Origin of the sequence: Microbacterium sp. zg-Y818, from assembly GCF_030246905.1 — a bacterium.
Taxonomy (GTDB): domain Bacteria; phylum Actinomycetota; class Actinomycetes; order Actinomycetales; family Microbacteriaceae; genus Microbacterium.
The window spans coordinates 1,629,424-1,650,308 of sequence record NZ_CP126741.1 but is presented as its reverse complement, the minus strand read 5'-3'; the positions used below and the strand labels follow the sequence as shown (position 1 = coordinate 1,650,308).

The window sequence follows — 20,885 nt, the reverse complement described above, 5'->3', positions numbered from 1 at the left end:
CCGCCGCTTAGGCTCATCTGGTCATGATCCGGTTCGAGAACGTCACGAAGCGCTATCGCGGCACCAGCAAACCCGCGCTCAGCGACGTGGACTTCGAGGTGCAACGCGGCGAGTTCGTGTTCCTCGTGGGCGCGTCGGGTTCGGGTAAGTCGTCGTGCCTGCGGCTCATCCTGCGCGAAGACAGCCCCAGCGAGGGCCGAGTGGTGGTGCTGGGTCGCGATCTGCGCACCCTGTCCAACCGCAAGGTGCCGTACTTCCGCCGCCATATCGGCTCGGTGTTCCAGGACTTCCGCCTGCTGCCGAACAAGACCGTGTTCCAGAACGTTGCATTCACGCTGCAGGTGATCGGCTCGTCACGGGCCTTCATCCAGCAGGCCGTGCCCGAGGTGCTCGCTCTCGTCGGGCTCGACGGCAAGCAGAAGCGTCTGCCCCACGAGCTTTCCGGTGGCGAGCAGCAGCGCGTGGCCATCGCGCGCGCTCTCGTCAACCGGCCCCAGATCCTGCTCGCCGACGAGCCGACCGGAAACCTCGACCCGGCGACTTCGGTCGACATCATGCAGCTGCTCGCCCGCATCAACGCCGGCGGCACCACGGTGCTGATGGCCACGCACGAGGCCGGGTTCGTGGATCAGATGCAGCGACGTGTCATCGAGCTCAGCGGTGGCGTGATCGTGCGTGACGAGCGGCACGGCGGCTACGGCGACACCTCGGCGATTCCGAGTCTCATGCCGGTCGAGGAGAAGGGTGCGGCTGCCGTTGCCGCACTCACTGCGGTGCTCGAGCTGCAGCGCGAGATCATCGGCACCTCGGCCGCCGACATCGCCGCCTCGGCGCCGGGCTCGACGGTGCACGTGACCGCGGTCACGCAGGCCGTGGCGTCGGTCACACCGCCCGCCGCGTCCGCGCAGCCTGCGCGCGCCGGTGAGGCGGCGTTCCAGGTCAGCGAGAAGGCACCCCCGCGCGTAGCGCCGGATGCCGAACCGGCGGCATCCGCCCTGCCCGCGACCGCCGACGAGCAGGCCGCCCCCGCTGATCCCGCCCCGCGTACGAACCCGGTGACCATAGAGGTTGCCCCCGTGGAGCTGGACGAGCTCGGCCTCGCGGACCGCCTGGGCCTGGGTGGCCGCTCGGCCGAAGACGAAGTGGGGCCGACCTCGTGAGAATCGGACTGATTCTGGGCGAGGCGCTGTCGGGTTTGCGCCGCAATGTCTCGATGGTGATTTCCGTCGTGCTGGTCACCTTCGTCTCGTTGACCTTCGTCGGCGCCGGCATGCTCATGCAGATGCAGATCGGCAAGATGCAGGATTACTGGGTCGAGCGAGCCCAGGTCGCCGTCTACATGTGCGCCGACAATTCACTCGCCCCCACCTGCGTGGATGGCGTCGCCACCGAGGATCAGGTGGCCATGGTGCAGGAGAAGCTCGACAGTCCCGCGCTGAACCCTCTCATCCGGGACGTCCGCTTCGAGACCCAGGACGAGGCGTACCAGAACGTGATCGACCTGCTCGGCGAGGATTACGCCGGCATCGTCGCCGCCGACCAGTTGAACCAGACGTTCTGGATCAACCTCGTCGACCAGTCCCAGTCGGAGGTCATCATCGAGGCCTTCAGCGGCATGGCCGGCGTGGAAGAGGTCGCCGACCAGCTGCAGTACCTCGACCCGCTCTTCTCCGCCCTGACGGTGGCGACCTACCTGGCTGTCGGCATCGCCGCGCTCATGCTCATCGCCGCCGTGCTGCTGATCGCCACGACCATTCGCCTCTCGGCATATGCGCGTCGTCGCGAGCTGGGCATCATGCGTCTGGTGGGAGCATCGAACCGGTTCATCCAGACTCCGTTCATCCTCGAGGGCGTGTTCGCCGCCTTCCTCGGCTCTCTGCTCGCCTGCGCGGCGATTCTCGCCGGTGTGCAATTCGGGGTGAACGACTACCTGCGAGGCAGGGTCGAGTTCGTCAACACGTGGGTCAACCTGGGCGATGCGGCGATCGTGCTTCCCGTGATGATCATCATCGGCGTCGTTCTCGCGGCGGTGTCAGCCGGCTTCGCCATCCGCCGGTGGCTGCGCGCGTGACCACCGCACGGCGCCGGGGCGCGACGCGCACCCGGTATGCTGGTGGGCTGCCGCGCGCCCGTCGCGGCGTACCGGAGGAGTGAGCATGCCCAGGGAACGCGGGGAGAAGGTCATCGCGACCAATCGTCGCGCGCGCCACGACTACGCCATCGAGAAGACGTACGAGGCGGGTCTCGTGCTCACCGGCACCGAGGTCAAGTCACTGCGGCAGGGTCGCGCCAACCTCACCGACGGCTACGCCTACATCGATGGGGGAGAGGCCTTCCTCGACTCGGTGCACATCCCCGAGTACTCGCAGGGGCATTGGACCAACCACGCGTCCAAGCGCACGCGCAAGCTGCTGCTGCACAAGGACGAGATCGTGAAGATCTCCCACGCCGTCTCCGCAGGCGGGTACACGCTGGTGCCGCTGCGGCTGTACTTCTCCGACGGGCGGGCCAAGGTCGAGATCGCCGTAGCGAAGGGCAAGCGGGAGTTCGAGAAGCGTCAGACGATCCGCGAGCGCGAAGACAAGCGTGAGGCCGAGCGCGCGATGCGCTCGCGCAACCGCCTGGGCGACTGAGCTCTCAGCGCGCGTTGAAGCGGGCTTCCACCGCAGCGCTGACGACGATGTCGTCGGGCTGCAGGCGCAGCTGCGGCGACGTCTCGGCATCCCCGGAGAAGGACGCGCGCATCATGCGTGCGCCGGGGCCGGGCCCCGGCTCGCCGGGTGTGGACAGCAGCCCGACGTCTGCAACCTCGAGCGGCGTGAGCGTGCCCCGCCCGAGGGCAGCCGCGTAGGCGGTGGCGCGGTCGACGGCGACGCCGACGGCTTCGGATGCCACATCGCGCTCGACCGCGGCGCGCGTGACGGGCGTCAGCCGCCACTCCACGTTCGTGATCTCCACCTCGTCGCGGTCAGCGACCGCCGTCACCCAGGCCGACAGCGGGGCTGGATCGTCGAAGGTCGCGGTCAGGTCGACAGACGCGTGGTGCACGGGTGCGAGGCGGTGCCCGTCGCCCCACGGGCGCTCGGACCACACCGCCATACGGTCGCTCGTCCACTCCACCAGACCCGCGCGGCCGCGCCGGGCGGCCAGGGCGTCGGTGAGGGGCGCCGCGACGGACTCGAGCCGCGCGACCACCTCGGAGCGGTCGGGTCCCTCGACGGCGACGCGCAACGTGACGACGGCCTGCTCGGCGGCGACGCGGCGCTCATGCTCTCCGCGGACGGTGATGGTGACGTCGGTCATGGCTGCGACTCTACGCGGCGGACGGCTGGGAGACCGTCCGGGAATGGCGTGGGGGTGGCATCCGTTATAGTCTGTGATGCCCGGAGCTTCGGCTTTCGGGTTGGCAACTCCACAGCGTGACAGCGGTTCCTTCGAAAGAGGGGTTCACGGGGATGATCGGTTTCGACATCGCCTGAGTCTCTGCGAGAAGCGGGCCGAGGATGCAGGGTTATCTCGTTAACGATCTCTGCAAAACCAATAAGTGCCGAAACCAAGCGCACTGACTTCGCCCTCGCTGCGTAAGCGAGCCCGATAGTCCGTCAGACCGTGTGTGATCCCGACACGGACCCTGGCGTCATTTAGGGATCTTGCTGTGTGACGGCGTCTGGACGTCACGCGGGACTTTTCCCAGACTGGGCTCGTCGACTTAGGTGTCTGTGACAAAGGTCGGAGCCGAGCAGAACGTCTCTACAGACTGCGCCCGGAGAAGACGCAGTATCCCAGCGATGGACGGGGGTTCGATTCCCCCCATCTCCACCACGCCGCTGTCACCACGACGAAGGGCCCGGCCCCGCACCACGTGTGCGGGGCCGGGCCCTTCGTCGTGCGACCGCAAGCTGCGATCCCCCCGGTCGTTGAGCGAGCGAAGCGAGTCGAAACGCCGTCAGGCGCCTCGTGAGCGGACGTTGCGCGGTCGCAACTCCTCAAGAACCCGCAGCCGGGCGCCGCAAGCCGCCGAATCGACGGCCCGCGATCGGTTCTTGAGGAGTTGAGACCGCGTGCACGCCGGCAGCACCGTGACGGCGCGCGGCGGCCCTCAGGTTGCGAGGTTGGTGATCAGGCTGATGGTGGTGGCGAGCACGACAACGCCCCACAGGAACGACAGCAGGGCGTGGTGCAGCACCTCGCGCCGCATGACGTGGCTCGTGAGCGCGGTGTCGGAGACCTGGTAGGTCATGCCCAGGGTGAAGGCGAGATAGGCGAAGTCGCGGTAGCGCGGCGGTTCGGTCTGGTTGAAGTCGATGCCCGTCCCGCCGCTGAGGTAATACGTCGCGGCATAGCGCAGCATGAAAAGGATATGGATCAGGAACCACGAGGCGGTCACCGTCATCAGGGCGGCGGCACCCAGGAACAGCGCCTCCGCACCGCGCACCCGCCCGCTTTGGGCCAGCAGCACGCCGATCACCCCGAAGCTCGCCACGCTGGCGAAGATCAACAGGGTGTGGGCGGCGCGGCGCGTGGGGTCGTCGCGCGTCGCGTGGGAGGCGGTCGCGTCGGCATCCATGCCGTTGACGGCGAGCCAGGCCCACGTCGAGTAGATCCCGGCGGCGACGGTCCACCCCACGGCCGGCGCTATCACCGGTGCGCCCAGCAGCCAGACGAGCGCGGTCACCAACACCAGCACGACGAACGTCGCGGCGACCCAGCTGCTCGCGCGGTTCCAGCCCCCGCCGTCGTCGGCTGTCGGCTCACTCACGGTCGCTCCTCTCGCCTGTGCAAGGGAGACTAGCTCGCGTGCGGCCGGCCACCCAGGGGGAGGGCGCACCTGCCATCCGGCCCGTCAGTTCTCAGAACGGCCCGGAAGGTTGAGGTCGGCGGGGTCGACCTCGACATCGCCCACGTCGTCGGGTCCACCGGTTCCGGGTGCCACGTTGATCGCGTCAGTGTCGATGTCGTCGTCGAGCGCGGAGGGCAGCGGATCGTCCTGCTTCTGCTGCGTCTCGGTCTCGCTGGCGGGGCTGTAGGTCATGTCCTTGCGCACCGCGTCGGCATTGGACAGCTCGGACTGCTCTTCGTCCCCGTCTGTCACGGGGCGTGCCTGGTCGTCAGAAGTCATGTCCTCACCCTGCCGTCGCAGGCCGCCGCGTCGGAGGGGGTTGACAGTGCACCCCGAGGGCAGAGGGCAGGATGCCGGCGCGGAACGATTCCTGTGTATCTGCTATGACTGGCAGGATAGGCGGATGAGCAGCCCCCAGACATACCCCGCGCACCCGAACCCGCATCTCCCGCCCGGTCAGCCGTCTGCACCGTCCGGCAAGAAGCCGCTCAATGTGCTCGGACTCGTCTCCCTGATCTCGGCCGGGCTGGGCTTCGTCCTCGCGTGCATTCCGGCTGTGATGATCGTCGGCTGGGTCCTGCTCGTGGTGGGTTTCGTGCTCGGGATCGTCTCCCTCTTCCGCCCGGGGCAGGGAAAAGCCCTGGGAATCTCGGCCCTGGTCGTGTCGCTGGTGGGAACCATCGTCGGGTTCATCGTCTTCGTCGTGGCCGTCGGCTTCGCTTTCGCGGGTCTGGTCTCGACCGCCGCGGCCGAGGGCAGCGAGGTCGTCATCGATCTGCCCGAGGCGACGCAATCGTCGGCAGCACAGCCGGCCGGCGAGGGGACGATCGACAACCCTCTGCCGCTGGACACGCCCATCGTGACCGAGGACTGGGAGGTGACCGTCCACAGCGTCGAGTTCGACCAGACCGCCGCCGTCATGGCAGAGGCGTCGTACAACCCTCCGCCGGCGGAGGGCCTGCAGTACATCCTCGCGGACGTCACGATGACGTACACGGGGGATGCCGGCGAGGGGATGATGCCGATCTGGGTCGGCATCTCGTACGTCACGGCATCCGGTGACACCACCGAGACCGCCACCGCGGCCGCCCCCGGGGAGATGGACGTGCTGCAGAACCTGCTCCCCGGCGACACCGTGACCGGGGCGATCGTGCTGCTCGCATCCGAGGTCGGTGCGGAGAACGGCGTCATCGCGGTGCGATCGGGCGTCACCGCCGACAACGTCTACGTCAGCGTTCGGTAAACGACTGACACGCACGAAGCCCCCGGCGATCGCCGGGGGCTTCGTCGTTCGCAGGCGCTGTCAGGCCTGCTCGTCTTCCTCCGGTTCGAAGTTCGACGCCTCGCCCGTGTGCCCGGCGGCCACGCCGTCGGGGTCCGCGGGAATCGTGCCGTCCTTGCCGAGACCGCCAGGCTTGGGCGTGACCTCCTCGTCCTCAGGACGCTGCTGGTCCGTCGCGTTCTCATCCATGTCCGTCTCCCTTCATCGGATGCGATCACCGTACGCCGCCCCGCCTCGGCGCGCAGGTGATTGACACGGTGACCCCGATGGCGCAGGGGCACGTCACGTCGTGAAAAGGTGGCCGCGCCGCTGGATAGCCTGTACGCGGGGGTCTTGAGAGGACTGGCGTGCTGGAAGCCGAAGAGGGTGTGTCGACGGCCGCAATCAACGCCATCGACGATCGCTGGCGGCATCCGATCGCCGTCGTCGGGTTCGAGCCCGTCGTGTGCGCCCGCGAGGACTCGATGTGTGCGGCCGTTCTGCCCGCCGACGCGCCATCGCAGCAGCCCTAGGGGCGTTCGATGAGCAGCAGACTCTGCTTGGTGTCCGAGAGGGTCACCCAGCCCTCACCGAACAGGTAGGTCATGCCGTAGCCGTCGGCCCCGACGGTGAGGGCGAGGTCGGGGTCCTCGGTGATGTAGAGGCCCTCCTCGCCGTTCTCGCGGAGCCATCCCGCGGAGAGCAGGTCGTCCTGGGCGCGCTCTGCGGCAGCGCCCTCCAGCGGTGCCCACCCGAAGATCTGCGGGGGAGCGCCCGGCGCGCTGAAATCGGCCCAGACACACTGGATGCCGGCGGGCAGCGTGTCCTCGCCGATGCGGAACGGCTCTTCGCGTGAGGTCAGACCCGCACTCTCGAAGCTCGCGATCGTGCTCTCGGAGATGATCGACGTGCAGGTGGGGTCCGCCGTCGCCATCGGAGTCTCCGTCGGCTCGGGTTGCGGCGACGGGGCCGTCGTGTCTCCCGCGCCGACCGTCGGCGCGGGAGTGGCGGCCTGGGTGGGGACCTCGGGCCGGGCGCACGCGGTCAGGGCCATCACAGCGGTCAGCAGGACAAGGGCCGCGGCGGTGCGGCGGTGGGGGTGCAGCGAGGGCATCGATCGTTCCGTCGGGGGTGGTCGGAGGGCGGGGGTCAGTGTGAGGGGTGCAGCAGGCGCAGGAAGTCGTCGTGGAGCACGCCGTTGGTCGCCAGTGACGAGCGCTCGGCGAGGGAGTCGTTGCCGTCGAACGAGGTGAACCGGCCGCCCGCTTCAGAGACGATCGGCACGAGGGCGGCGATGTCGTACTCCTTGACGTCGAATTCGGCCACGAACTCGAGTCGGCCCTCGGCCAGCAGCATGTACGGCCACGCGTCGCCGTATCCGCGGTCGCGCCAGACCGAACGCGTCAGGCGCACGGCGGCGTCGAGGCGGCCTGCCTGGTCCCACTGCGACAGGCTCTGAAAGCTGACGCTCGCCTCAGCGAGCGAGTCGACACCCGAAACGCGCAGGCGGCGCGGGGTGCCGCCGGGCACATCGGTCCAGGCGCCGAGATTCGTCGCCGCCCACCACCGGCGGCCCAGCGCGGGCTGGCTGGCGACACCCACGCGTGGCACGCCGTCGATCACAAGGGCGATGAGCGTGGTCCACATGGGAATGCCCTTGAGGTAGTTCGCGGTGCCGTCGATCGGATCGATGATCCACTGGCGCGCGGCATCCCCGCTCGATCCGTACTCCTCGCCGAAGACGCCGTCGTCGGGTCGCTCCGCCTCGAGGAGCTGCCGGATCGCCCGCTCGGTCGCGAGATCGGCCTCGGTGACGTGCGAGGCGTCCGCCTTCGTGCGTACGTCGAGGTCGGGCGCATCGAAACGAGTCATCGAGACGGCGTCGGCGGCGTCGGCCAACCGGAGTGCGAAGGCGAGGTCTTCGGACAAGTCCCCGTCGAACGGCGCCGACCAGGGCGAGGTCGGGGGAGGGGCGGGCACGATGACAACGATACCGGGCGCGGCGCCCCTCGATTGGCGACCTCGGCCTCGGGATGGTAACGTTGCTCCTCGGTTCGGAAAGTTCGAATCGCCTGCACCTCTAGCTCAATCGGCAGAGCAACTGACTCTTAATCAGTGGGTTCTGGGTTCGAGTCCCAGGGGGTGCACCAAAAAACCCCGCCGCATCAGGGATTCCCTGGTGCGGCGGGGTTTTGCTTTCGGTGGGAACCGCAGTCAATCCCGCGTTTTCACCGCGTTTTGACCCATCACTATGGCGCGTTGGCCCACCTCGGTCTTGGTCGGCTTCGCGCTCATTCGCCTCATCGCCCCGCGCCGATAGGCACTAGGTTCTAGGCATGCGGGTGAAGGCGCGGCTCACTAGTAGCACGGTTCGGCAGTACGCCGCGTCGGGGACCGACGCATCTGAGATCACCGAGTTTCGAGCGCTCAGCATCCTCTTCGATGCGGATCCGCTCGTTGGGTTCGATGAAAAAGGATGGTACTTGTCGGCGACGGCGCTGGATGCGGCTGATGATCGGCGAGAGGCCTTTGCTGTTCGCGACACCGCGGAGCCGCTCTTGCAGGAGATGAACGGGATCGCGGCGCTGCTCAGGTCTGATAGCCATGCGACCCCGGCTCAACTGACTCACGTGTATGACGGGGCCACTGACGTGCCCGCCCTACGTGTCGGAGGCATTTACGCCTACTCAGTGTCGACGAATGGCCTTGATCCAGCATCCGCGGATGCGCTGCTTCGGCTCGCTGAAAGAGAGCCGTGGGTGAGGCGAATCCTTGCACTCCTCCAGCACATCGATCACGACTGGGTATGGATCGATCTCTGGCGGGTGTGGGATCTGCTGATAGGTCATTTCGACGGCAAAGGGGAATTCCTGGAATGGCTGGAAAGCCTCGGTCCGTCGTTTGCTGACCGGTGGGAGAGTTTCGAAAACTCCGCCAATGATCCGAGACTTGGCGACAACCGGCGGCACGGATCGGAGGAGTATTACAAGCGGCTCAAGAGGAGGAAGGGGTACACGACGCCGCCTGCGATGCAGTGGTTCGATGCGATCGAGTTCGTCAAGGCTGTCGCCGCTGAATGGATGATGCACAGATACGGAGTCTCCTTCTCCCGCCAACCAGGAAGCGGCGGCACGGTCACTGCCCTGCTTTCTGACGGGGCGCCGCCCGCCTGAAGGCGCGCGCGGACCCAGGCTCATGGCGGGGTGTGTGGGGAAGAGCTCGTTCGCTCGTCACCTCGACGCGTCAGCGAACCGTTGCAGGGTCTCGGAAACGTCCGGCGCGACCGCGTTTTGCTGGATGTAGTGCTTCTCCGTCATGACGGGGGAACTGTGTCCGAGAACCTTCGCGGAATCGCTCGCGCCATGCTCGCGGTCCAGGATCGTCGCGACCGTCTTGCGGAAGTCGTGCGGGCTGAGGTCGTCGGAGTACCCCATATCGGCCTTGAACCCGCGCCAGGTGCGCCGCCAGTTGTTCGGGGAACGCAGCCCTCCTGTCTCGCTGGGAAACACGTACGGACTCGCGGTGCTCTCGACCCGACGACGCAGGAGCATATCGACGGTGAACCGGGGGAGGGTCACTACAAGCCGCCCCTTGCCGCCCTTACGCGCCGCCTGCCGTTTCAGACCCTCGCCGGTCACCTGAACAACGGTCCCGCTGATAGCGGCGGTAGGACGGTCGGCGCGCAAGTCCAGGTCATCCCACCGGATCGCGAGGGCTTCCCCGATACGGCATCCCGTGCCAAGCATGAAATCCACCACGTCCGGCAGGTCGGCACTACGGCGCGGTCCCATCTGGTGCGGCTCGTGAAGCCACGTCTGCAAGTCGGCGCGCAGTTTCGCCACCGCATCGACGCTGAGCGCGCTTTCCTCGGCAGGATCGACGTCCATGACAATTCGCGGCTTCGGGGCGCGCGCCACGTCGCGGATCGGGTTCCCCGGCAACGCACCATGACGAACCGCGATTCCGAGCATGTTGGAAAGCACCGCGCGGCACAGTTTGCCGTTGGCAAGGCTCTGTGAATACATCCCCGCAAGGAACCGGTCCATCGTCCCCGCGGTCGCCTCACGAACGCGCAGCTGACCGATCCCCGGGATGATGTGCGCGGCAATCACCCACCGGTAACGCTCCAAGCTCGTCGGCGCGAGACTGCCGATCCGCGCCGCCTCTTCCAGATACGCCTCTGCCAACTTTTCAATCGTCGTCGTCGGACTAATCGCCCCGGCGACAACGGCCAGCGATCCCGCGTGAAGCTTCTCTTTCAAGGCCGCTTCCGCGGATGCCCGCGTCGGACCGGATGCCTCAACCTGGCGGGACTTCCCGCTTGCGTCGCGCATCCGCGAACGCGCCCGGAACTTACCCGGTCCCACCTTCGTAACGTTGATCTTCCCCCACTGTCCGAGCGGGGTCGCGCTCCTAGCCATCTCCTATCCCTCTTCTTTCTGCGTCACTTGCTGCGCAGCTCGTCAATCTCGCGCAGGTCGTGAGGATCGATCACGTCGCGGTACTCGTCCGGATCGAATCGCTGCACGAGATACCTCCGTCCGTCGTCTGCTTCTTCCCGGTAGTAGGCGATCCATCTGCGTATCTCGTCACCCAGCCGGTAGCGCCACATTTCAGCAGCGCCCTCCACCTCCGCTGGATCACGCCAGAACGCCGATTCCTCGCCAGTGTCGGGACGCCCCGTGACCACTCGCAGGATCGTCGCGACGTTGACAAGTTCCCTCGTCGTGCGGTCCATCAAGAGCGCCTTCCGCAGCCGCTCCGCGTGGAGTCGGTAACGGTCCTCCGCGTGCGGGTCCTCGTGAGCCGGGGTGAACGGTAGGCGTGTGCTTTCACCGACAACCCAGCGCGCGGCTTCGGCAAAAGGTAGGTCTGCGTCGGGAAGCACCTGAACGTCGGCGTAGGGGTCGCTGGGAAGCAGGAGCGTCATAGGCGGCACGTCCAGGGCGGCGGCGAGAACGAAGATTTCCGGAACGCTCACAACCGCGCGCCGTCCGTTTTCCAGGTTCGCGAGGATCGCCCGGTCAATCCGATGGCCGAACTCTTCGGTCCGATCCGCCAACTCGCGCCCCGACAACCCCCGCCCCTCGCGAAGCGCGGCGATACGCGCCCCAATCGCATACACGAACTGATCTGCCCAGGCGTCTGAATCCCGCGGTTTTGGTGACATAGGAGCACAGTACCTCCCCTTGGCTGTGCCTGCAACTGCCATGATGATACAGGAGCACAGAAACCTCGGGGGGTTGTGACGGTAGATGCGGGGATGTACCGTACCCGGCAAAGGCGCCGCCCGCCCCGAGCGGACGCCCGGTTACACGTCTCGGAAGGATTCGGATATGTCGGCTTCGAACGGAAACGATTGGAATGCCCGGGCGATTCCGTGGGAAACGCTCGACCGGAACACGTTGCTCCGCCCCGCGCAGATTGCGATGCTTCGTGAGCGTTCCATCCACTTCCTCGCAAATGAGCGTTCCGGGGGGCGCGGTCCCCGATACATCCGGGATGGTCGGTCCATCCGCTACCGGCTGGGCGATGTGCTCGACTGGCTGAAAATGCAGGAAGTCGGCACCGCCGAACAGCCGCTCGACGGGTCGCGGGAAACGCAGCCGACAGGTGACGCATCATGATCCCGGACGCGCCCGGGCTGACCGCCCTTCCTGCCCTGACGGATCGTGCCGCACTGCTCCGCCCCGAACAGGTTGCGGATATCCGACAGCGGACGGTGAGTTACCTCGCCAAAGAGCGCACCGCGAGACGCGGGCCGCGCTACATCCGCGATGGGCGCATGATCCGGTACCGGCTGGGCGATGTGCTCGACTGGCTGAAAATGCAGGAAGTCGGCACCACCGATCAGCCGCGCGCCGACCTTTCGGAGAGCGGCGAGACGTGAACTGGCTGACGCCTACTTGCGAGGACCGCGCATCGACCTCCGGGCGGCCGGCAACGGTGACGATCACCGTCGCCGGGGCGAGACGGTCGCGCGAAGTGCGCTTCCCGTTTCATCCGCTCGCGCTCGCGATCCTTCGGGAGACGGTTCCGGAGCATTCCCGCCGCTGGGATCGGTTGGCGCGGGTGTGGACGATCACCGATGAAGAGGGCTTCGCGAGATTCCTACGTGTCGCAGCGTCCCGCGGTTTCACGGTCGCGGACGCGGACGAATACCGCGACGATGCACCCACCCTGGGGGATGTGCTTTCCAGAGTGTTCGGACTCGATGACGAAAAGTGAGCACATCCGATGAACGCACCGAAGGCGGGGAAGCCGTGGGGGATGCACGCGAGCGCCCCGGTCAAATGGCTCATGGATCACACGGAATCGTTGGAAACCTTCGGTGCACACGTTCGCGGACTCATGTATGGCGTGGCGATGGTATCGGAAGGGCTGATACCCGCTCCGCAGCTCCCTAGGGTTATACCGACTCCCTCGTCCGATGATCGCGAATCGATATTGGCCGATCTGGTGGCAGCCGGTCGGTGGGAACGGAACGACGACGGGTCATACCAGATTCTTGATTGGTACGTTTCGCAAACCACACCATCGAAGAACACGGATCTGTACGAGGGCGGAATCAACGTCGATGTCCCGACCCGCTGGTTCTGGGGCATCGATAATGCGGCGATAGGGCTTACGACGGTAGGGCTTACAACCTTCGGCGCGCACGTTCGCGGACTCATGTTCGGCATGGCAAACCGCACTGACGGATTCATCGCCGCGAGCGCGCTCCCTTTGGTAATTGACGGCGTAGAACCTCCCGTGCGCGAATCGATATTGGCCGATCTGGTGGCAGCCGATCTGTGGGAACGGAACGACGACGGTTCATACCAGATTCGCAACTGGGCCGCTTCGCAAACCACCGCCGCGCAAATGGCGAAGCAGAGAAAGGCGGGCGCGCAGCGGGCGCGGAAGCACCGCGCCCGCAAACCTCCCGCCGCCGCTCCCGCCGCCGCTCCCGCCGCCGCTAGTGAGTCAGTAGACGAATTCATGAAGCGTAGGCACGATCCGGGATGGAGTCCCGATGCCGTGGCCGCGCAAGCCGCCGCCGCCCTACGTCTCGCCTACGACGTTCCCCACGAACCGCCCTTTGCGGGAGGGGAACGCGCCGACGATCCGCGCCAGGACGACGACGAAAATTGGCAACTGCTCGACGCCCATTATGACGAAGCCGCAATGCGCCATGACGGAGGATCACGATGAAGGAAAAGCACCTGACCGGGCGGCGGCGAATGTCCCGCGAATCCGACCTCCTGCGTTTCATCGCCCGCAAAGGGTGAACTTTGTCCCACTGGCCTACCCGCGTGCCGGGGCAGCCGTACCGATGGGTGCTGATCCTGGCAGCCCTGGATTCGGGGCGTATGTGTCCCGCGCATTCTCGCGCGACGAAACCCACCGGCCTCTGCGTCGCTTGCGTCGCTGACTGGTACCGGAGTCAGGGAGTCGATCCCGCGCTCGGCAGGTTCTGCCCGGTCTGCATGATGCCGCTGGATTCGGCGCTCCTGCGTGCGTCCGCCGCCGTTCATCCCACCTGTAACGCGCCTGTCACGCCAGGTGCCACGCCGCCTGTCACGCCGCCTGTCACGCCGCCTGTCACGCCGCCTGTCACGCCCGGCGTCACGCCGCCTGTCACGTCCGGCGTCACGCCGCCTGTCACGCCCGGCGTAGTTCAGTTCAGTTCAGTTGAGTTCAGTCTCAGTCTAGGAAAAGCTAATAACTAAGGGAATCTAGATAATGGCACGATGCGTAATTGCGTACGAAACGAAATGCAATCGACTATTGCATTTCAAGTGCACGAATGCATGAAATGCAAATTGCGAAATGTCAGTTTTTGGGGGCGCGGCATCCACTCGTGCAGAGCTCCCTTTCGGATTTACCCGGACCTTTGGAACAAAATGTCGGGAAATGTGCAAATAAAGCGCGAATTCGGAAACTCCGGAGATAGCTATTCGCATTTATGTACAACAGCAGTAATTCGCATTTCTCCCGGCGCTCTCGGATTCCTGGCGCTCTCGCAGCGTTTTCGCATTATCATGGGTCGCGGTATCGTCCGGGAGACGGATCGGTAATCGTGGCGGACAGGGGTAGGCCGACGCTTCTCGCGACTGGGCATTGTGCAGCGGGTCACGAAATCGTCGGGGAAGCATCAATCCTGCGGACCCGCGAAGGCTATGCGCGGTGTCGTGCCTGTATGCGGGCGCACAACCTGCGGCGGCGGCTTCACAAGACGGAGCGGCGGAAGTCGCAACTAGACATTGGTCGGTGCTCGCGGGCGGGTCATCCCTTCGTCGATGGGACGTTTCGCGTCTATGAGTACGAACGTCCGACCGGTACGCAAAGGGTCATCGTCTGCCTCGAATGTCGGCGTTCTGATCGCGCCCCGACAACTCCCAATTGATCCCAAATCATTCTGATAGATGCAACGAGAAGTCGAGTCGCAATAGCCCCTTGGGTTTTACTGTCGCGGGGCATACACTCGGGCCATTCCAAAGCGAAGGGAATGCCCACAATGACTAGCAGGAATGCTGAGAAAACGCCGCTCACAACGACGGGCGATGCCACCCAAAGCGGCGTTCGGGAATGGACGGCTTCGGGCGGGGGGACCGCATTTCCTTCGAATGCCTCCCGCTCGGAGTCCATTCCGGAACGAATCGCCCCGCCGAAGGGGTACCCGGACGACGAATGGCAGGATGAAGGCTTTTTCGCGGTGCCGGAGGACCTTCGTGCCGTATACGTCGAAGTAGCGGAAATGGGTGAGGGCTCAATCACGAAATGGCGGAATGTTCCGCCGACCCTGAAAATCAGCATTCCTGGCCCGAAAGGCGAACGGCGCGAAGAACCCGTCGAATACGAAACATGGGCGCATATCACGCGGCGGGATCGTGCACGCCAGGTCATCGTGACTCGTGCGCGGGCGGAAGAGTACAGGCGCGAGAATGCTCGCGAATGCCCCGTTTGCGGGGCGGTCCAGAATTGGCGCGATATGCGGCTCGTCAAGGCCGGGAGCATCCAAATCCTGGCCTGCGTTGCAGACGCTCCCGATCTGCAAGCCGAACTTCACGCGCAGGAGCGGCTTGCGTCCGGTCGTCCGCGCGGCGCGGTCGTCCGGGAAGTCGCGGAACGGCTGACCGCGAACAGCGATGTGCCGCCCCTGGAACTGCGGGACGAATCGTGATTTCCGCGCCTGCCGACCGCGCCGTGCGGTGCGCCGTTCCGCTCGCGGCGCACGGCACGGGGCACATCAGCGAAGCGTTGCGGAACGGGGCGAACGCACTCGCGCGGATGGGGGAAATCGCAATCGTCGGACGCGCGTTGCCGTGGAACGAATACTCCCTCAGCCATCACGAACGGGTGCATCCCGCGGCGTTCGGAAAGCCGCGCTTCGCCCCGCCGCTTCTGGCCGAGCACACCACGCGGACGCGCGACGGCAACCCGCCGCACGTCATGGGAACGGGGCTGAGGGTTGAAAACTCGTTTGAACCCCACAGTCTCGATCTGGGCGGCACGGGCGGCGGGTTCGATTGCCTCTGGGCGCTGAATCATGACCTCGCCTCTGTGGAATGGCTCTACAGCGAACACCTCGCAAACGGTAATGCTGGGCTGTCTGTCGAAATGCGCGTCTATCTCGACGATCACGTCTGGGAGGGCTGGGATCGCAACGTCGTTCGCCATGTCCGTGCCGCGGAGTGCGTCGCGGTCGCTGTCGTGGGTCGCCCCTCGTACTTCGGCGCGGTGATTGAAGGGATCGTCACCCCCGAAGTCAGTTGGTACCGGCACCGCACCGGTGCACTCGTCCCCGATGTGGAACCGCCCCTCATGGGCGCGGTATTCGGCATCGACTACAAGGCCGCGAAGGAACGCGCTCTCCGCCGCCAGGAAAGCGAACTCGCGGCGATACTCGAACAGGAAGCAGCTGGGGGAGAACCGGCCTACGCGGAAGCCGTCGCGGCGGAACCGGCCTACGCGGAAGCCGTCGCGGCGATGCGCGCATCGATCCTTCTCCCGCCGCTGGAACTGCGGAGCACTGCCGACGACGCGCCGCCGCCTGCCGCTCCGGCAGTGCCGGACCCGGTTGTCGCGGCGATGCTCGGGCGTGCCGCTCGCGACGGCTCGCACACAGCCCAAATCCCGACGCCGCCGCCTGCCGCTCCGGCAGTGCCGGACCCGGTTGTCGCGGCGATGCTCGGGCGTGCCGCTCGCGGCGGCTCCCACGATCCCGACACCTTCGCGCCGCCCACGGGCCGTTAGCGGCGAACGGTCCCCATCATGTCCGATCCTCGCGATGTGTCTCCGTTCTCGTTCTCGCGGGCGTGGGACTGGTTCGATTCGGGCGCGGCACTGGTCGGTCGCGCATTTGAGGCGCACCGCGCGGCGGACCCGATACAGCGGGAACTCTTCGCCGTGGAAGCCGAGCAGCACGTCCAGAAATTCGATCTGCTCGACCCCGAAGAACGCGATTTCATCCTGTGGGTTGCGCTGTCGCACGAACACCGACGCGCCCGCCAAAGCCGCCCACCATCGGCCACAGGAGCGCGCTAGCCGCGTTAGGTCATCATCCCGGTATCCGAACTGCTAGGCCGGTCTCGAAGCCCTCAGGAAGCCCTACGGCGGTCCTCGGGGCTTCGAACGTATGTAGGGCGTCCGGAGGACTTCGAAGGCATGGCGGAGAACGGATGCTCGAAGACTCGCCGCGCCTAGCGTTCGGCTGCGATCCCGTCGAAATCCACCGTTTACTCCGCGTTTTGAGCGAAGAATCTGCGGGTATCTGAGGGCATTGAACATACGTTCGCGGCATCTTCTGGCGCGTCAAGTGACGTATAAAACCGCAGGTCAAGCGAGCAAACCAGGGCCTAGAAGGACGATCTGTGATGACGTCGTAGGAACACAGAACTAGGGCGATTGTGTGCTTAATTAAATCAGTGGGTTCTGGGTTCGAGTCCCAGGGGGTGCACGGTAGCCCCGCACACTCTCGCCAGTGTGCGGGGCTTCTTCTTTTCTCTGCCGCATACCCGTCGCGACGGTGACCGCTCGCCGGCGGAATCGTCGGGCCGTGCGCTGCTGCCGGAGTTCGCCGCACTACGCGTCGGTTTCACTCGGTGTTGCGCCCTTGACTTCCGTGCGCCCTCTCCCTACATTTGCAATACCTGAATCACATCTCAGGTTTGCTCCCTCTCAATGGTGAAAGGCACGCACATGCGCGTTACGAAGAAGTTGCTCCTGGGGTCCGTGGTCGCCGCGGCCGCCCTCGTCCTCACCGCGTGTGCGCCGACGGCGGATGCCGGTGGCGGCACCGCCGAGGCAGGGTCCGACCGCCCCGCCGAGGTCACCGTCGGCGTCATCACCAGCGAGACCGGGCCCCTCGCCGGCTACGGCAAGCAGTACCTCGAGGGATTCCGCGCCGGGCTGGACTACGCCACCGACGGCACGAACGAGGTCGACGGCACCGCGCTGGTGATCGAGTACCGCGACGACGCCGGCGACCCCGACACCGCCGTGACCATCGCCAAGGAGCTCATCGGCGAAGGCGTGAACATCCTCGCCGGCAGCGCATCGTCGGGGGTGGCCCTGGCCCTGGCCGAGCAGGCCGCCCAGAACCAGGTGCTCTTCCTCTCGGGTCCCGCCGCCGCCGACGCGGTGACCGGCATCAACGAGTACACCTTCCGCACCGGTCGCCAGAGCGCACAGGACGTCGCCACCGCCGGCACCTTCCTCGACGACATCGAGGGCAAGAAGATCACCGTCTTCGCGCAGAACAACGCGTTCGGTCAGGGCAACGAAGCCGCCGTCTCGGCGATCCTCGGCGCCCAGGGAGCCGAGGTCGACAGCGTGCTCGTCGCCGAGGACGTCACCGAGTTCACGCCGTTCGCCCAGCAGGTGATCGCCGGCAGCCCCGACCTGGTGTTCGTCGCGTGGGCCGGCGCCACCTCCGGCGCGATGTGGCAGGCGATGAGCCAGCAGGGCGTGCTCGACGCGATCCCGGTCGTCACCGGGCTCGGCGACGCGGCGACCTTCGGCGCCTACGGCGAGGCGTCCGAGAAGATCAGCTTCCTCAACCACTACTTCGCCGGCGGGCCCAGCAACGACGTCAACGAGGCGATGCTCGAACTGGTCGAAGCAGACGGCGGCACGCCGGATCTGTTCACCCCCGACGGCTTCACCGCCGCACTCATGCTGGTGCAGGCGGTGCGCGAGGGCGCCGGGGACGTCGACGCCATGATCGCCGCACTCGAGGGCTACTCGTTCGACGGGCCGAAGGGCCCCACCACGGTGCGCGCCTCCGACCACGCGCTCCTGCAGGAGATGTATCAGGTGAAGCTCGTCGCCTCCGACGGCGCCCTCGTGCCCGAACTCGTCGACACCGCCCCCGCCGACGCGGTCGCCCCCGCCGAAGCCGGCTGAGCGGACGTCACGCATGAGCACCCCTGTCCCGTCCGCGCCCCGCCCCGACAGTGCTCCCGCGGCGCTGCGCGTCGAAGGCCTCGGCCTGCAGATCGGCGGAGCGACCATCCTCCACGACGTCGACCTCGAGATCCCGCCCGGCCTTCTGGTCGGGGTGATCGGCCCCAACGGCGCCGGCAAGACCACGCTGTTCAACGCGGTCTCGGGCATCGTCAAGCCGACCGCCGGTCGCATCCTGATGGACGGCACGGACATCACCTCGCTGTCGGTGCCGGCCCGGGCGCGGGCGGGGCTTGGGCGCACCTTTCAGACCTCCAACCTGTTCCCGCGCCTCAGTGTGCTCGAGAACGTGCGCATCGCCGCGCAGGTCACCGAGGGTGGCGACTACTCGCTGCTGCGGTTCCCCCGGCGAACGGATGCCGCAACCGAGCGGGCCGTGGCGATGCTCGAGGAGGTGGGGCTCGGTCACCGGCTCGACACGCCCGCCGGCGACATGGGGCACGGCGACAAGCGCAAGCTCGAGATCGCGGTGCTGCTGGCCACCGATGCGCGGCTCGTTCTGCTGGACGAGCCGATGGCGGGGGTCGGCTCGGGCGACGTGGCCGGGCTCGTGGAGAACATCCGCCGGATGCACCGCGAGAAGGACTGCAGCGTCCTGATGGTCGAGCACCACATCGACGTGCTGATGGGGCTCGTCGATCTCGTCGCGGTGATGTACTTCGGCACGATCATCGCCCTGGACACGCCGGAGCGGATCATGGCCAACCCGACAGTTCAGCGTGCGTACCTCGGAACGGGGACCGCCGCATGAGCGCCGAGCCGATCCTCGAGGTGACCGAACTGTCGGCCACCATCGCAGGCCAGCAGGTCGTGGAATCGGTGACCTTCCAGGTGCCGCCCACCGGCATCACGGCCGTGCTCGGGCGCAACGGCGTGGGCAAGACCTCGACGCTGCGGGCGGTGCTCGGCCTCATCCACCGACGCGGCAAGGTCGTCCTGGCGGGGGAGCGCATCGATTCCCTCCCCACCCACCGCATCGTGCAGCGCGGCGTCGGGTATGTCCCGGAAGACCGCGAGGTCTTCGCGGGGCTCACCGTCGCCGAGAACCTCCTCCTGGCCGAGCGGCAGCGCAACCCCAGACGCGAGTTCGTCGACGCGCTCTTCCCCGACCTCGTGCAGCGCCGCGACCAGCGTGCAGGCACCCTCTCGGGTGGTCAGCAGCAGATGGTCTCCGTCGCCCGGGCGCTGCTCAACGACAACCGGCTGCTGCTCGTGGACGAGCCGACCAAGGGCCTGGCCCCGATGATCGTCGCCCAGGTGACCGAGGCCCTGCGGGAGGCCTCCAAAGTGGTCCCGATCCTGCTGGTGGAGCAGAACCTCGAGGTGGTGCGCGCCCTCGCCGGCGACGCCGTCGTCATCGCCGGAGGCCGGGTGGTCCACACCGGCAGCGCCCGCGGCATCCTCGACGATCCCGCCCTCACCACCCGGCTTCTCGGCGTCAGTGCGGAGGCCCACGCATGAGCACCCTCGTCCTCACCCTGGTCACGGGCGTCGGCCTCGGGGCGCTGTACTTCCTCGTCGCCAGCGGCTTGAGCCTCATCTACGGCCTGATGCACGTGCTGAACTTCGCCCACGGCGCCTTCCTCACCCTGAGCGCCTTCGTTGGCTGGCAGGTGGCGCAGGCGCTGGGCACCGAGACGTGGGGTGGGTTCCTCGCCTCGCTGCTGGTCGGCGCCGGAGTCGGCGCGGTCTTCGCCACCCTCACGGAGCTCGTGCTCATTCGCCCGCTCTACGAGCGACACATCGAGCAGGTGCTCGTCACGGTGGGACTCTCGTTCGCGGCCGTGGCCCTGTTCGAGGGGATCTGGGGCACGGATGCCATCAACATCTCGGGCCCGCCATGGCTGGCCGCCACCACCCCGGTGCTGGGGGCGAGCATTCCCAACAAGTACTGGGTGCTGATCATCGCAGCCGTCCTCGTGCTGCTGGCCCTCGTGCTGTTCCTGCGCAAGACCCGGTACGGCCTGATCATCCGCGCCGGCGTCGAGAACCGCTCGATGGTGACCGCGCTGGGCATCGACGTGCGCCGATCGTTCACCGTGGTGTTCGCGATCGGCGGTGCGGCGGCGGGAATCGGCGGCGTGCTGGCGATGCACGCCCAGACGTTCGTCTCGGCCCACCTCGGCGCGACGCTTCTCATCTTCGCCTTCATCGTCACCGTCGTCGGCGGCCTCGGATCGCTGACCGGCGCCGCCATCGCGTCGGTCGTCGTGGCGGTGCTGCAGCAGGCGGCGAACACCTACCTGCAGGGCACCGGCGACTTCATCGTCGTGATCCTCCTGGCGGTCGTGCTGCTCGTGCGACCGTCGGGCCTTCTCGGAAAGCGGGCCTGAC

At 66.7% G+C, this 20,885-nt stretch carries 25 protein-coding genes, 1 tRNA gene and 1 other RNA gene; 19 read left to right on the top strand and 8 right to left on the bottom strand.

The features are described 5' to 3' along the window. The first annotated feature begins 23 nt into the window (after nt 1-23). The 3 genes from ftsE to smpB all read left to right on the top strand — a co-directional run bounded on the left by ftsE (nt 24) and on the right by smpB (nt 2,633). The gene (gene ftsE / locus QNO21_RS07690; RefSeq protein ID WP_257519122.1) at nt 24-1,160 is read left to right on the top strand and encodes a cell division ATP-binding protein FtsE; all 1,137 of its coding nucleotides are present in this window, start codon (nt 24-26) and stop codon (nt 1,158-1,160) included. Next, the gene (gene ftsX / locus QNO21_RS07685) at nt 1,157-2,071 is read left to right on the top strand and encodes a permease-like cell division protein FtsX (protein ID WP_257519121.1); all 915 of its coding nucleotides are present in this window, start codon (nt 1,157-1,159) and stop codon (nt 2,069-2,071) included. The genes ftsE and ftsX overlap by 4 nt, the downstream gene beginning before the upstream one ends. 85 nt (nt 2,072-2,156) lie before the next feature. Beyond that, nucleotides 2,157-2,633, top strand: a complete 477-nt coding sequence (gene smpB / locus QNO21_RS07680; RefSeq protein ID WP_191717717.1) for an SsrA-binding protein SmpB — start codon at nt 2,157-2,159, stop codon at nt 2,631-2,633. Nucleotides 2,634-2,637: 4 nt separating this feature from the next. Here smpB and QNO21_RS07675 read toward each other — a convergent pair whose 3' ends face one another. Next, nucleotides 2,638-3,303, bottom strand: a complete 666-nt coding sequence (locus QNO21_RS07675) for an SIMPL domain-containing protein (RefSeq protein ID WP_257519120.1) — start codon at nt 3,301-3,303, stop codon at nt 2,638-2,640. 148 nt (nt 3,304-3,451) lie between these two features. On the opposite strand from QNO21_RS07675, the gene ssrA reads away from it, so the two are divergent. Next, nucleotides 3,452-3,822: a transfer-messenger RNA gene (gene ssrA, locus QNO21_RS07670) on the top strand. A gap of 277 nt (nt 3,823-4,099) precedes the next feature. Here the strand turns inward: ssrA and QNO21_RS07665 are convergent. Both QNO21_RS07665 and QNO21_RS07660 read right to left on the bottom strand, forming a co-directional pair. After that, complete coding sequence (locus tag QNO21_RS07665; protein WP_257514525.1) at nt 4,100-4,759, bottom strand: DUF1345 domain-containing protein; 660 nt, start codon at nt 4,757-4,759, stop codon at nt 4,100-4,102. Nucleotides 4,760-4,843: 84 nt separating this feature from the next. Next, entirely contained in the window at nt 4,844-5,119 is a 276-nt protein-coding gene (locus QNO21_RS07660; protein WP_257519119.1) for a hypothetical protein, read from the bottom strand. Between the two features lie 124 nt (nt 5,120-5,243). Here QNO21_RS07660 and QNO21_RS07655 point away from each other — a divergent pair, with 124 nt between their 5' ends. Continuing rightward, a complete protein-coding gene (locus tag QNO21_RS07655) occupies nt 5,244-6,083 on the top strand; it encodes an MFS transporter (RefSeq protein ID WP_257519118.1) in 840 nt (279 codons plus the stop codon). Nucleotides 6,084-6,143: 60 nt separating this feature from the next. Here the strand turns inward: QNO21_RS07655 and QNO21_RS07650 are convergent, their stop codons facing one another. After that, nucleotides 6,144-6,311, bottom strand: a complete 168-nt coding sequence (locus tag QNO21_RS07650; protein ID WP_257514528.1) for a hypothetical protein — start codon at nt 6,309-6,311, stop codon at nt 6,144-6,146. 158 nt (nt 6,312-6,469) lie between these two features. Between QNO21_RS07650 and QNO21_RS07645 the strand changes: the two genes are divergently transcribed. Then, entirely contained in the window at nt 6,470-6,634 is a 165-nt protein-coding gene (locus tag QNO21_RS07645) for a hypothetical protein (RefSeq protein ID WP_257519117.1), read from the top strand. Here the strand turns inward: QNO21_RS07645 and QNO21_RS07640 are convergent. Together QNO21_RS07640 and QNO21_RS07635 are read right to left on the bottom strand one after the other, a co-directional pair. After that, nucleotides 6,631-7,215, bottom strand: a complete 585-nt coding sequence (locus QNO21_RS07640; protein ID WP_257514530.1) for a hypothetical protein — start codon at nt 7,213-7,215, stop codon at nt 6,631-6,633. The genes QNO21_RS07645 and QNO21_RS07640 overlap by 4 nt on opposite strands. Before the next feature lie 35 nt (nt 7,216-7,250). Continuing rightward, complete coding sequence (locus QNO21_RS07635) at nt 7,251-8,081, bottom strand: inositol monophosphatase family protein (RefSeq protein ID WP_257519116.1); 831 nt, start codon at nt 8,079-8,081, stop codon at nt 7,251-7,253. Between the two features lie 94 nt (nt 8,082-8,175). Here QNO21_RS07635 and QNO21_RS07630 point away from each other — a divergent pair. Then, a tRNA-Lys gene (locus QNO21_RS07630) sits at nt 8,176-8,251 on the top strand. A 186-nt stretch (nt 8,252-8,437) separates the two neighbouring features. Next, nucleotides 8,438-9,274, top strand: a complete 837-nt coding sequence (locus QNO21_RS07625; protein WP_257519115.1) for a hypothetical protein — start codon at nt 8,438-8,440, stop codon at nt 9,272-9,274. A 57-nt stretch (nt 9,275-9,331) separates the two neighbouring features. Here QNO21_RS07625 and QNO21_RS07620 read toward each other — a convergent pair whose 3' ends face one another. Together QNO21_RS07620 and QNO21_RS07615 are read right to left on the bottom strand one after the other, a co-directional pair. Continuing rightward, nucleotides 9,332-10,363 (bottom strand): tyrosine-type recombinase/integrase, encoded by a 1,032-nt coding sequence (locus QNO21_RS07620; RefSeq protein ID WP_257519114.1) that lies wholly within the window; start codon nt 10,361-10,363, stop codon nt 9,332-9,334. 182 nt (nt 10,364-10,545) lie between these two features. Beyond that, entirely contained in the window at nt 10,546-11,271 is a 726-nt protein-coding gene (locus QNO21_RS07615) for a helix-turn-helix domain-containing protein (RefSeq protein ID WP_257519113.1), read from the bottom strand. A gap of 166 nt (nt 11,272-11,437) precedes the next feature. On the opposite strand from QNO21_RS07615, the gene QNO21_RS07610 reads away from it, so the two are divergent. The 11 genes from QNO21_RS07610 (at nt 11,438) to QNO21_RS07560 (ending at nt 20,884) form a co-directional block, all read left to right on the top strand. Next, nucleotides 11,438-11,728 (top strand): hypothetical protein, encoded by a 291-nt coding sequence (locus tag QNO21_RS07610; RefSeq protein WP_257519112.1) that lies wholly within the window; start codon nt 11,438-11,440, stop codon nt 11,726-11,728. Continuing rightward, nucleotides 11,725-11,991 (top strand): hypothetical protein, encoded by a 267-nt coding sequence (locus QNO21_RS07605; protein WP_257519111.1) that lies wholly within the window; start codon nt 11,725-11,727, stop codon nt 11,989-11,991. The genes QNO21_RS07610 and QNO21_RS07605 overlap by 4 nt, the downstream gene beginning before the upstream one ends. Beyond that, complete coding sequence (locus QNO21_RS07600; protein ID WP_257519110.1) at nt 11,988-12,329, top strand: hypothetical protein; 342 nt, start codon at nt 11,988-11,990, stop codon at nt 12,327-12,329. Before QNO21_RS07605 ends, QNO21_RS07600 begins: the two co-directional genes overlap by 4 nt. 9 nt (nt 12,330-12,338) lie before the next feature. Next, complete coding sequence (locus QNO21_RS07595; RefSeq protein WP_257519109.1) at nt 12,339-13,295, top strand: hypothetical protein; 957 nt, start codon at nt 12,339-12,341, stop codon at nt 13,293-13,295. Nucleotides 13,296-14,592: 1,297 nt separating this feature from the next. Beyond that, a complete protein-coding gene (locus QNO21_RS07590; RefSeq protein ID WP_257519108.1) occupies nt 14,593-15,267 on the top strand; it encodes a hypothetical protein in 675 nt (224 codons plus the stop codon). Continuing rightward, nucleotides 15,264-16,340: a hypothetical protein gene (locus QNO21_RS07585; protein ID WP_257519107.1), complete on the top strand. Its 1,077-nt coding sequence runs from the start codon at nt 15,264-15,266 to the stop codon at nt 16,338-16,340. The genes QNO21_RS07590 and QNO21_RS07585 overlap by 4 nt, the downstream gene beginning before the upstream one ends. An 18-nt stretch (nt 16,341-16,358) precedes the next feature. Next, nucleotides 16,359-16,631, top strand: coding sequence for a hypothetical protein (locus tag QNO21_RS07580; protein WP_257519106.1), 273 nt, complete (start codon nt 16,359-16,361; stop codon nt 16,629-16,631). 654 nt (nt 16,632-17,285) lie between these two features. Further along, nucleotides 17,286-18,491, top strand: coding sequence for a substrate-binding domain-containing protein (locus tag QNO21_RS07575; protein WP_257519105.1), 1,206 nt, complete (start codon nt 17,286-17,288; stop codon nt 18,489-18,491). A 13-nt stretch (nt 18,492-18,504) separates the two neighbouring features. Next, nucleotides 18,505-19,302, top strand: a complete 798-nt coding sequence (locus QNO21_RS07570) for an ABC transporter ATP-binding protein (protein WP_257519104.1) — start codon at nt 18,505-18,507, stop codon at nt 19,300-19,302. After that, nucleotides 19,299-20,012 carry an ABC transporter ATP-binding protein gene (locus QNO21_RS07565; protein WP_257519103.1) on the top strand — a complete coding sequence of 238 codons (714 nt, stop codon included), beginning with the start codon at nt 19,299-19,301 and terminating at the stop codon, nt 20,010-20,012. Before QNO21_RS07570 ends, QNO21_RS07565 begins: the two co-directional genes overlap by 4 nt. Then, nucleotides 20,009-20,884: a branched-chain amino acid ABC transporter permease gene (locus QNO21_RS07560; RefSeq protein ID WP_257514535.1), complete on the top strand. Its 876-nt coding sequence runs from the start codon at nt 20,009-20,011 to the stop codon at nt 20,882-20,884. Before QNO21_RS07565 ends, QNO21_RS07560 begins: the two co-directional genes overlap by 4 nt. Nucleotide 20,885: the final 1 nt, after the last annotated feature.

Coding starts and splice junctions, on each gene's coding strand:
- ftsE (WP_257519122.1), top strand. CDS start 24: ATGATCCGGTTCGAGAACGTCACGAAGCGCTATCGCGGCACCAGCAAA.
- smpB (WP_191717717.1), top strand. CDS start 2,157: ATGCCCAGGGAACGCGGGGAGAAGGTCATCGCGACCAATCGTCGCGCG.
- QNO21_RS07675 (WP_257519120.1), bottom strand. CDS start 3,303: ATGACCGACGTCACCATCACCGTCCGCGGAGAGCATGAGCGCCGCGTC.
- QNO21_RS07660 (WP_257519119.1), bottom strand. CDS start 5,119: ATGACTTCTGACGACCAGGCACGCCCCGTGACAGACGGGGACGAAGAG.
- QNO21_RS07655 (WP_257519118.1), top strand. CDS start 5,244: ATGAGCAGCCCCCAGACATACCCCGCGCACCCGAACCCGCATCTCCCG.
- QNO21_RS07650 (WP_257514528.1), bottom strand. CDS start 6,311: ATGGATGAGAACGCGACGGACCAGCAGCGTCCTGAGGACGAGGAGGTC.
- QNO21_RS07640 (WP_257514530.1), bottom strand. CDS start 7,215: ATGCCCTCGCTGCACCCCCACCGCCGCACCGCCGCGGCCCTTGTCCTG.
- QNO21_RS07625 (WP_257519115.1), top strand. CDS start 8,438: ATGCGGGTGAAGGCGCGGCTCACTAGTAGCACGGTTCGGCAGTACGCC.
- QNO21_RS07615 (WP_257519113.1), bottom strand. CDS start 11,271: ATGTCACCAAAACCGCGGGATTCAGACGCCTGGGCAGATCAGTTCGTG.
- QNO21_RS07610 (WP_257519112.1), top strand. CDS start 11,438: ATGTCGGCTTCGAACGGAAACGATTGGAATGCCCGGGCGATTCCGTGG.
- QNO21_RS07605 (WP_257519111.1), top strand. CDS start 11,725: ATGATCCCGGACGCGCCCGGGCTGACCGCCCTTCCTGCCCTGACGGAT.
- QNO21_RS07595 (WP_257519109.1), top strand. CDS start 12,339: ATGAACGCACCGAAGGCGGGGAAGCCGTGGGGGATGCACGCGAGCGCC.
- QNO21_RS07590 (WP_257519108.1), top strand. CDS start 14,593: ATGCCCACAATGACTAGCAGGAATGCTGAGAAAACGCCGCTCACAACG.
- QNO21_RS07580 (WP_257519106.1), top strand. CDS start 16,359: ATGTCCGATCCTCGCGATGTGTCTCCGTTCTCGTTCTCGCGGGCGTGG.
- QNO21_RS07575 (WP_257519105.1), top strand. CDS start 17,286: ATGCGCGTTACGAAGAAGTTGCTCCTGGGGTCCGTGGTCGCCGCGGCC.
- QNO21_RS07570 (WP_257519104.1), top strand. CDS start 18,505: ATGAGCACCCCTGTCCCGTCCGCGCCCCGCCCCGACAGTGCTCCCGCG.
- QNO21_RS07565 (WP_257519103.1), top strand. CDS start 19,299: ATGAGCGCCGAGCCGATCCTCGAGGTGACCGAACTGTCGGCCACCATC.
- QNO21_RS07560 (WP_257514535.1), top strand. CDS start 20,009: ATGAGCACCCTCGTCCTCACCCTGGTCACGGGCGTCGGCCTCGGGGCG.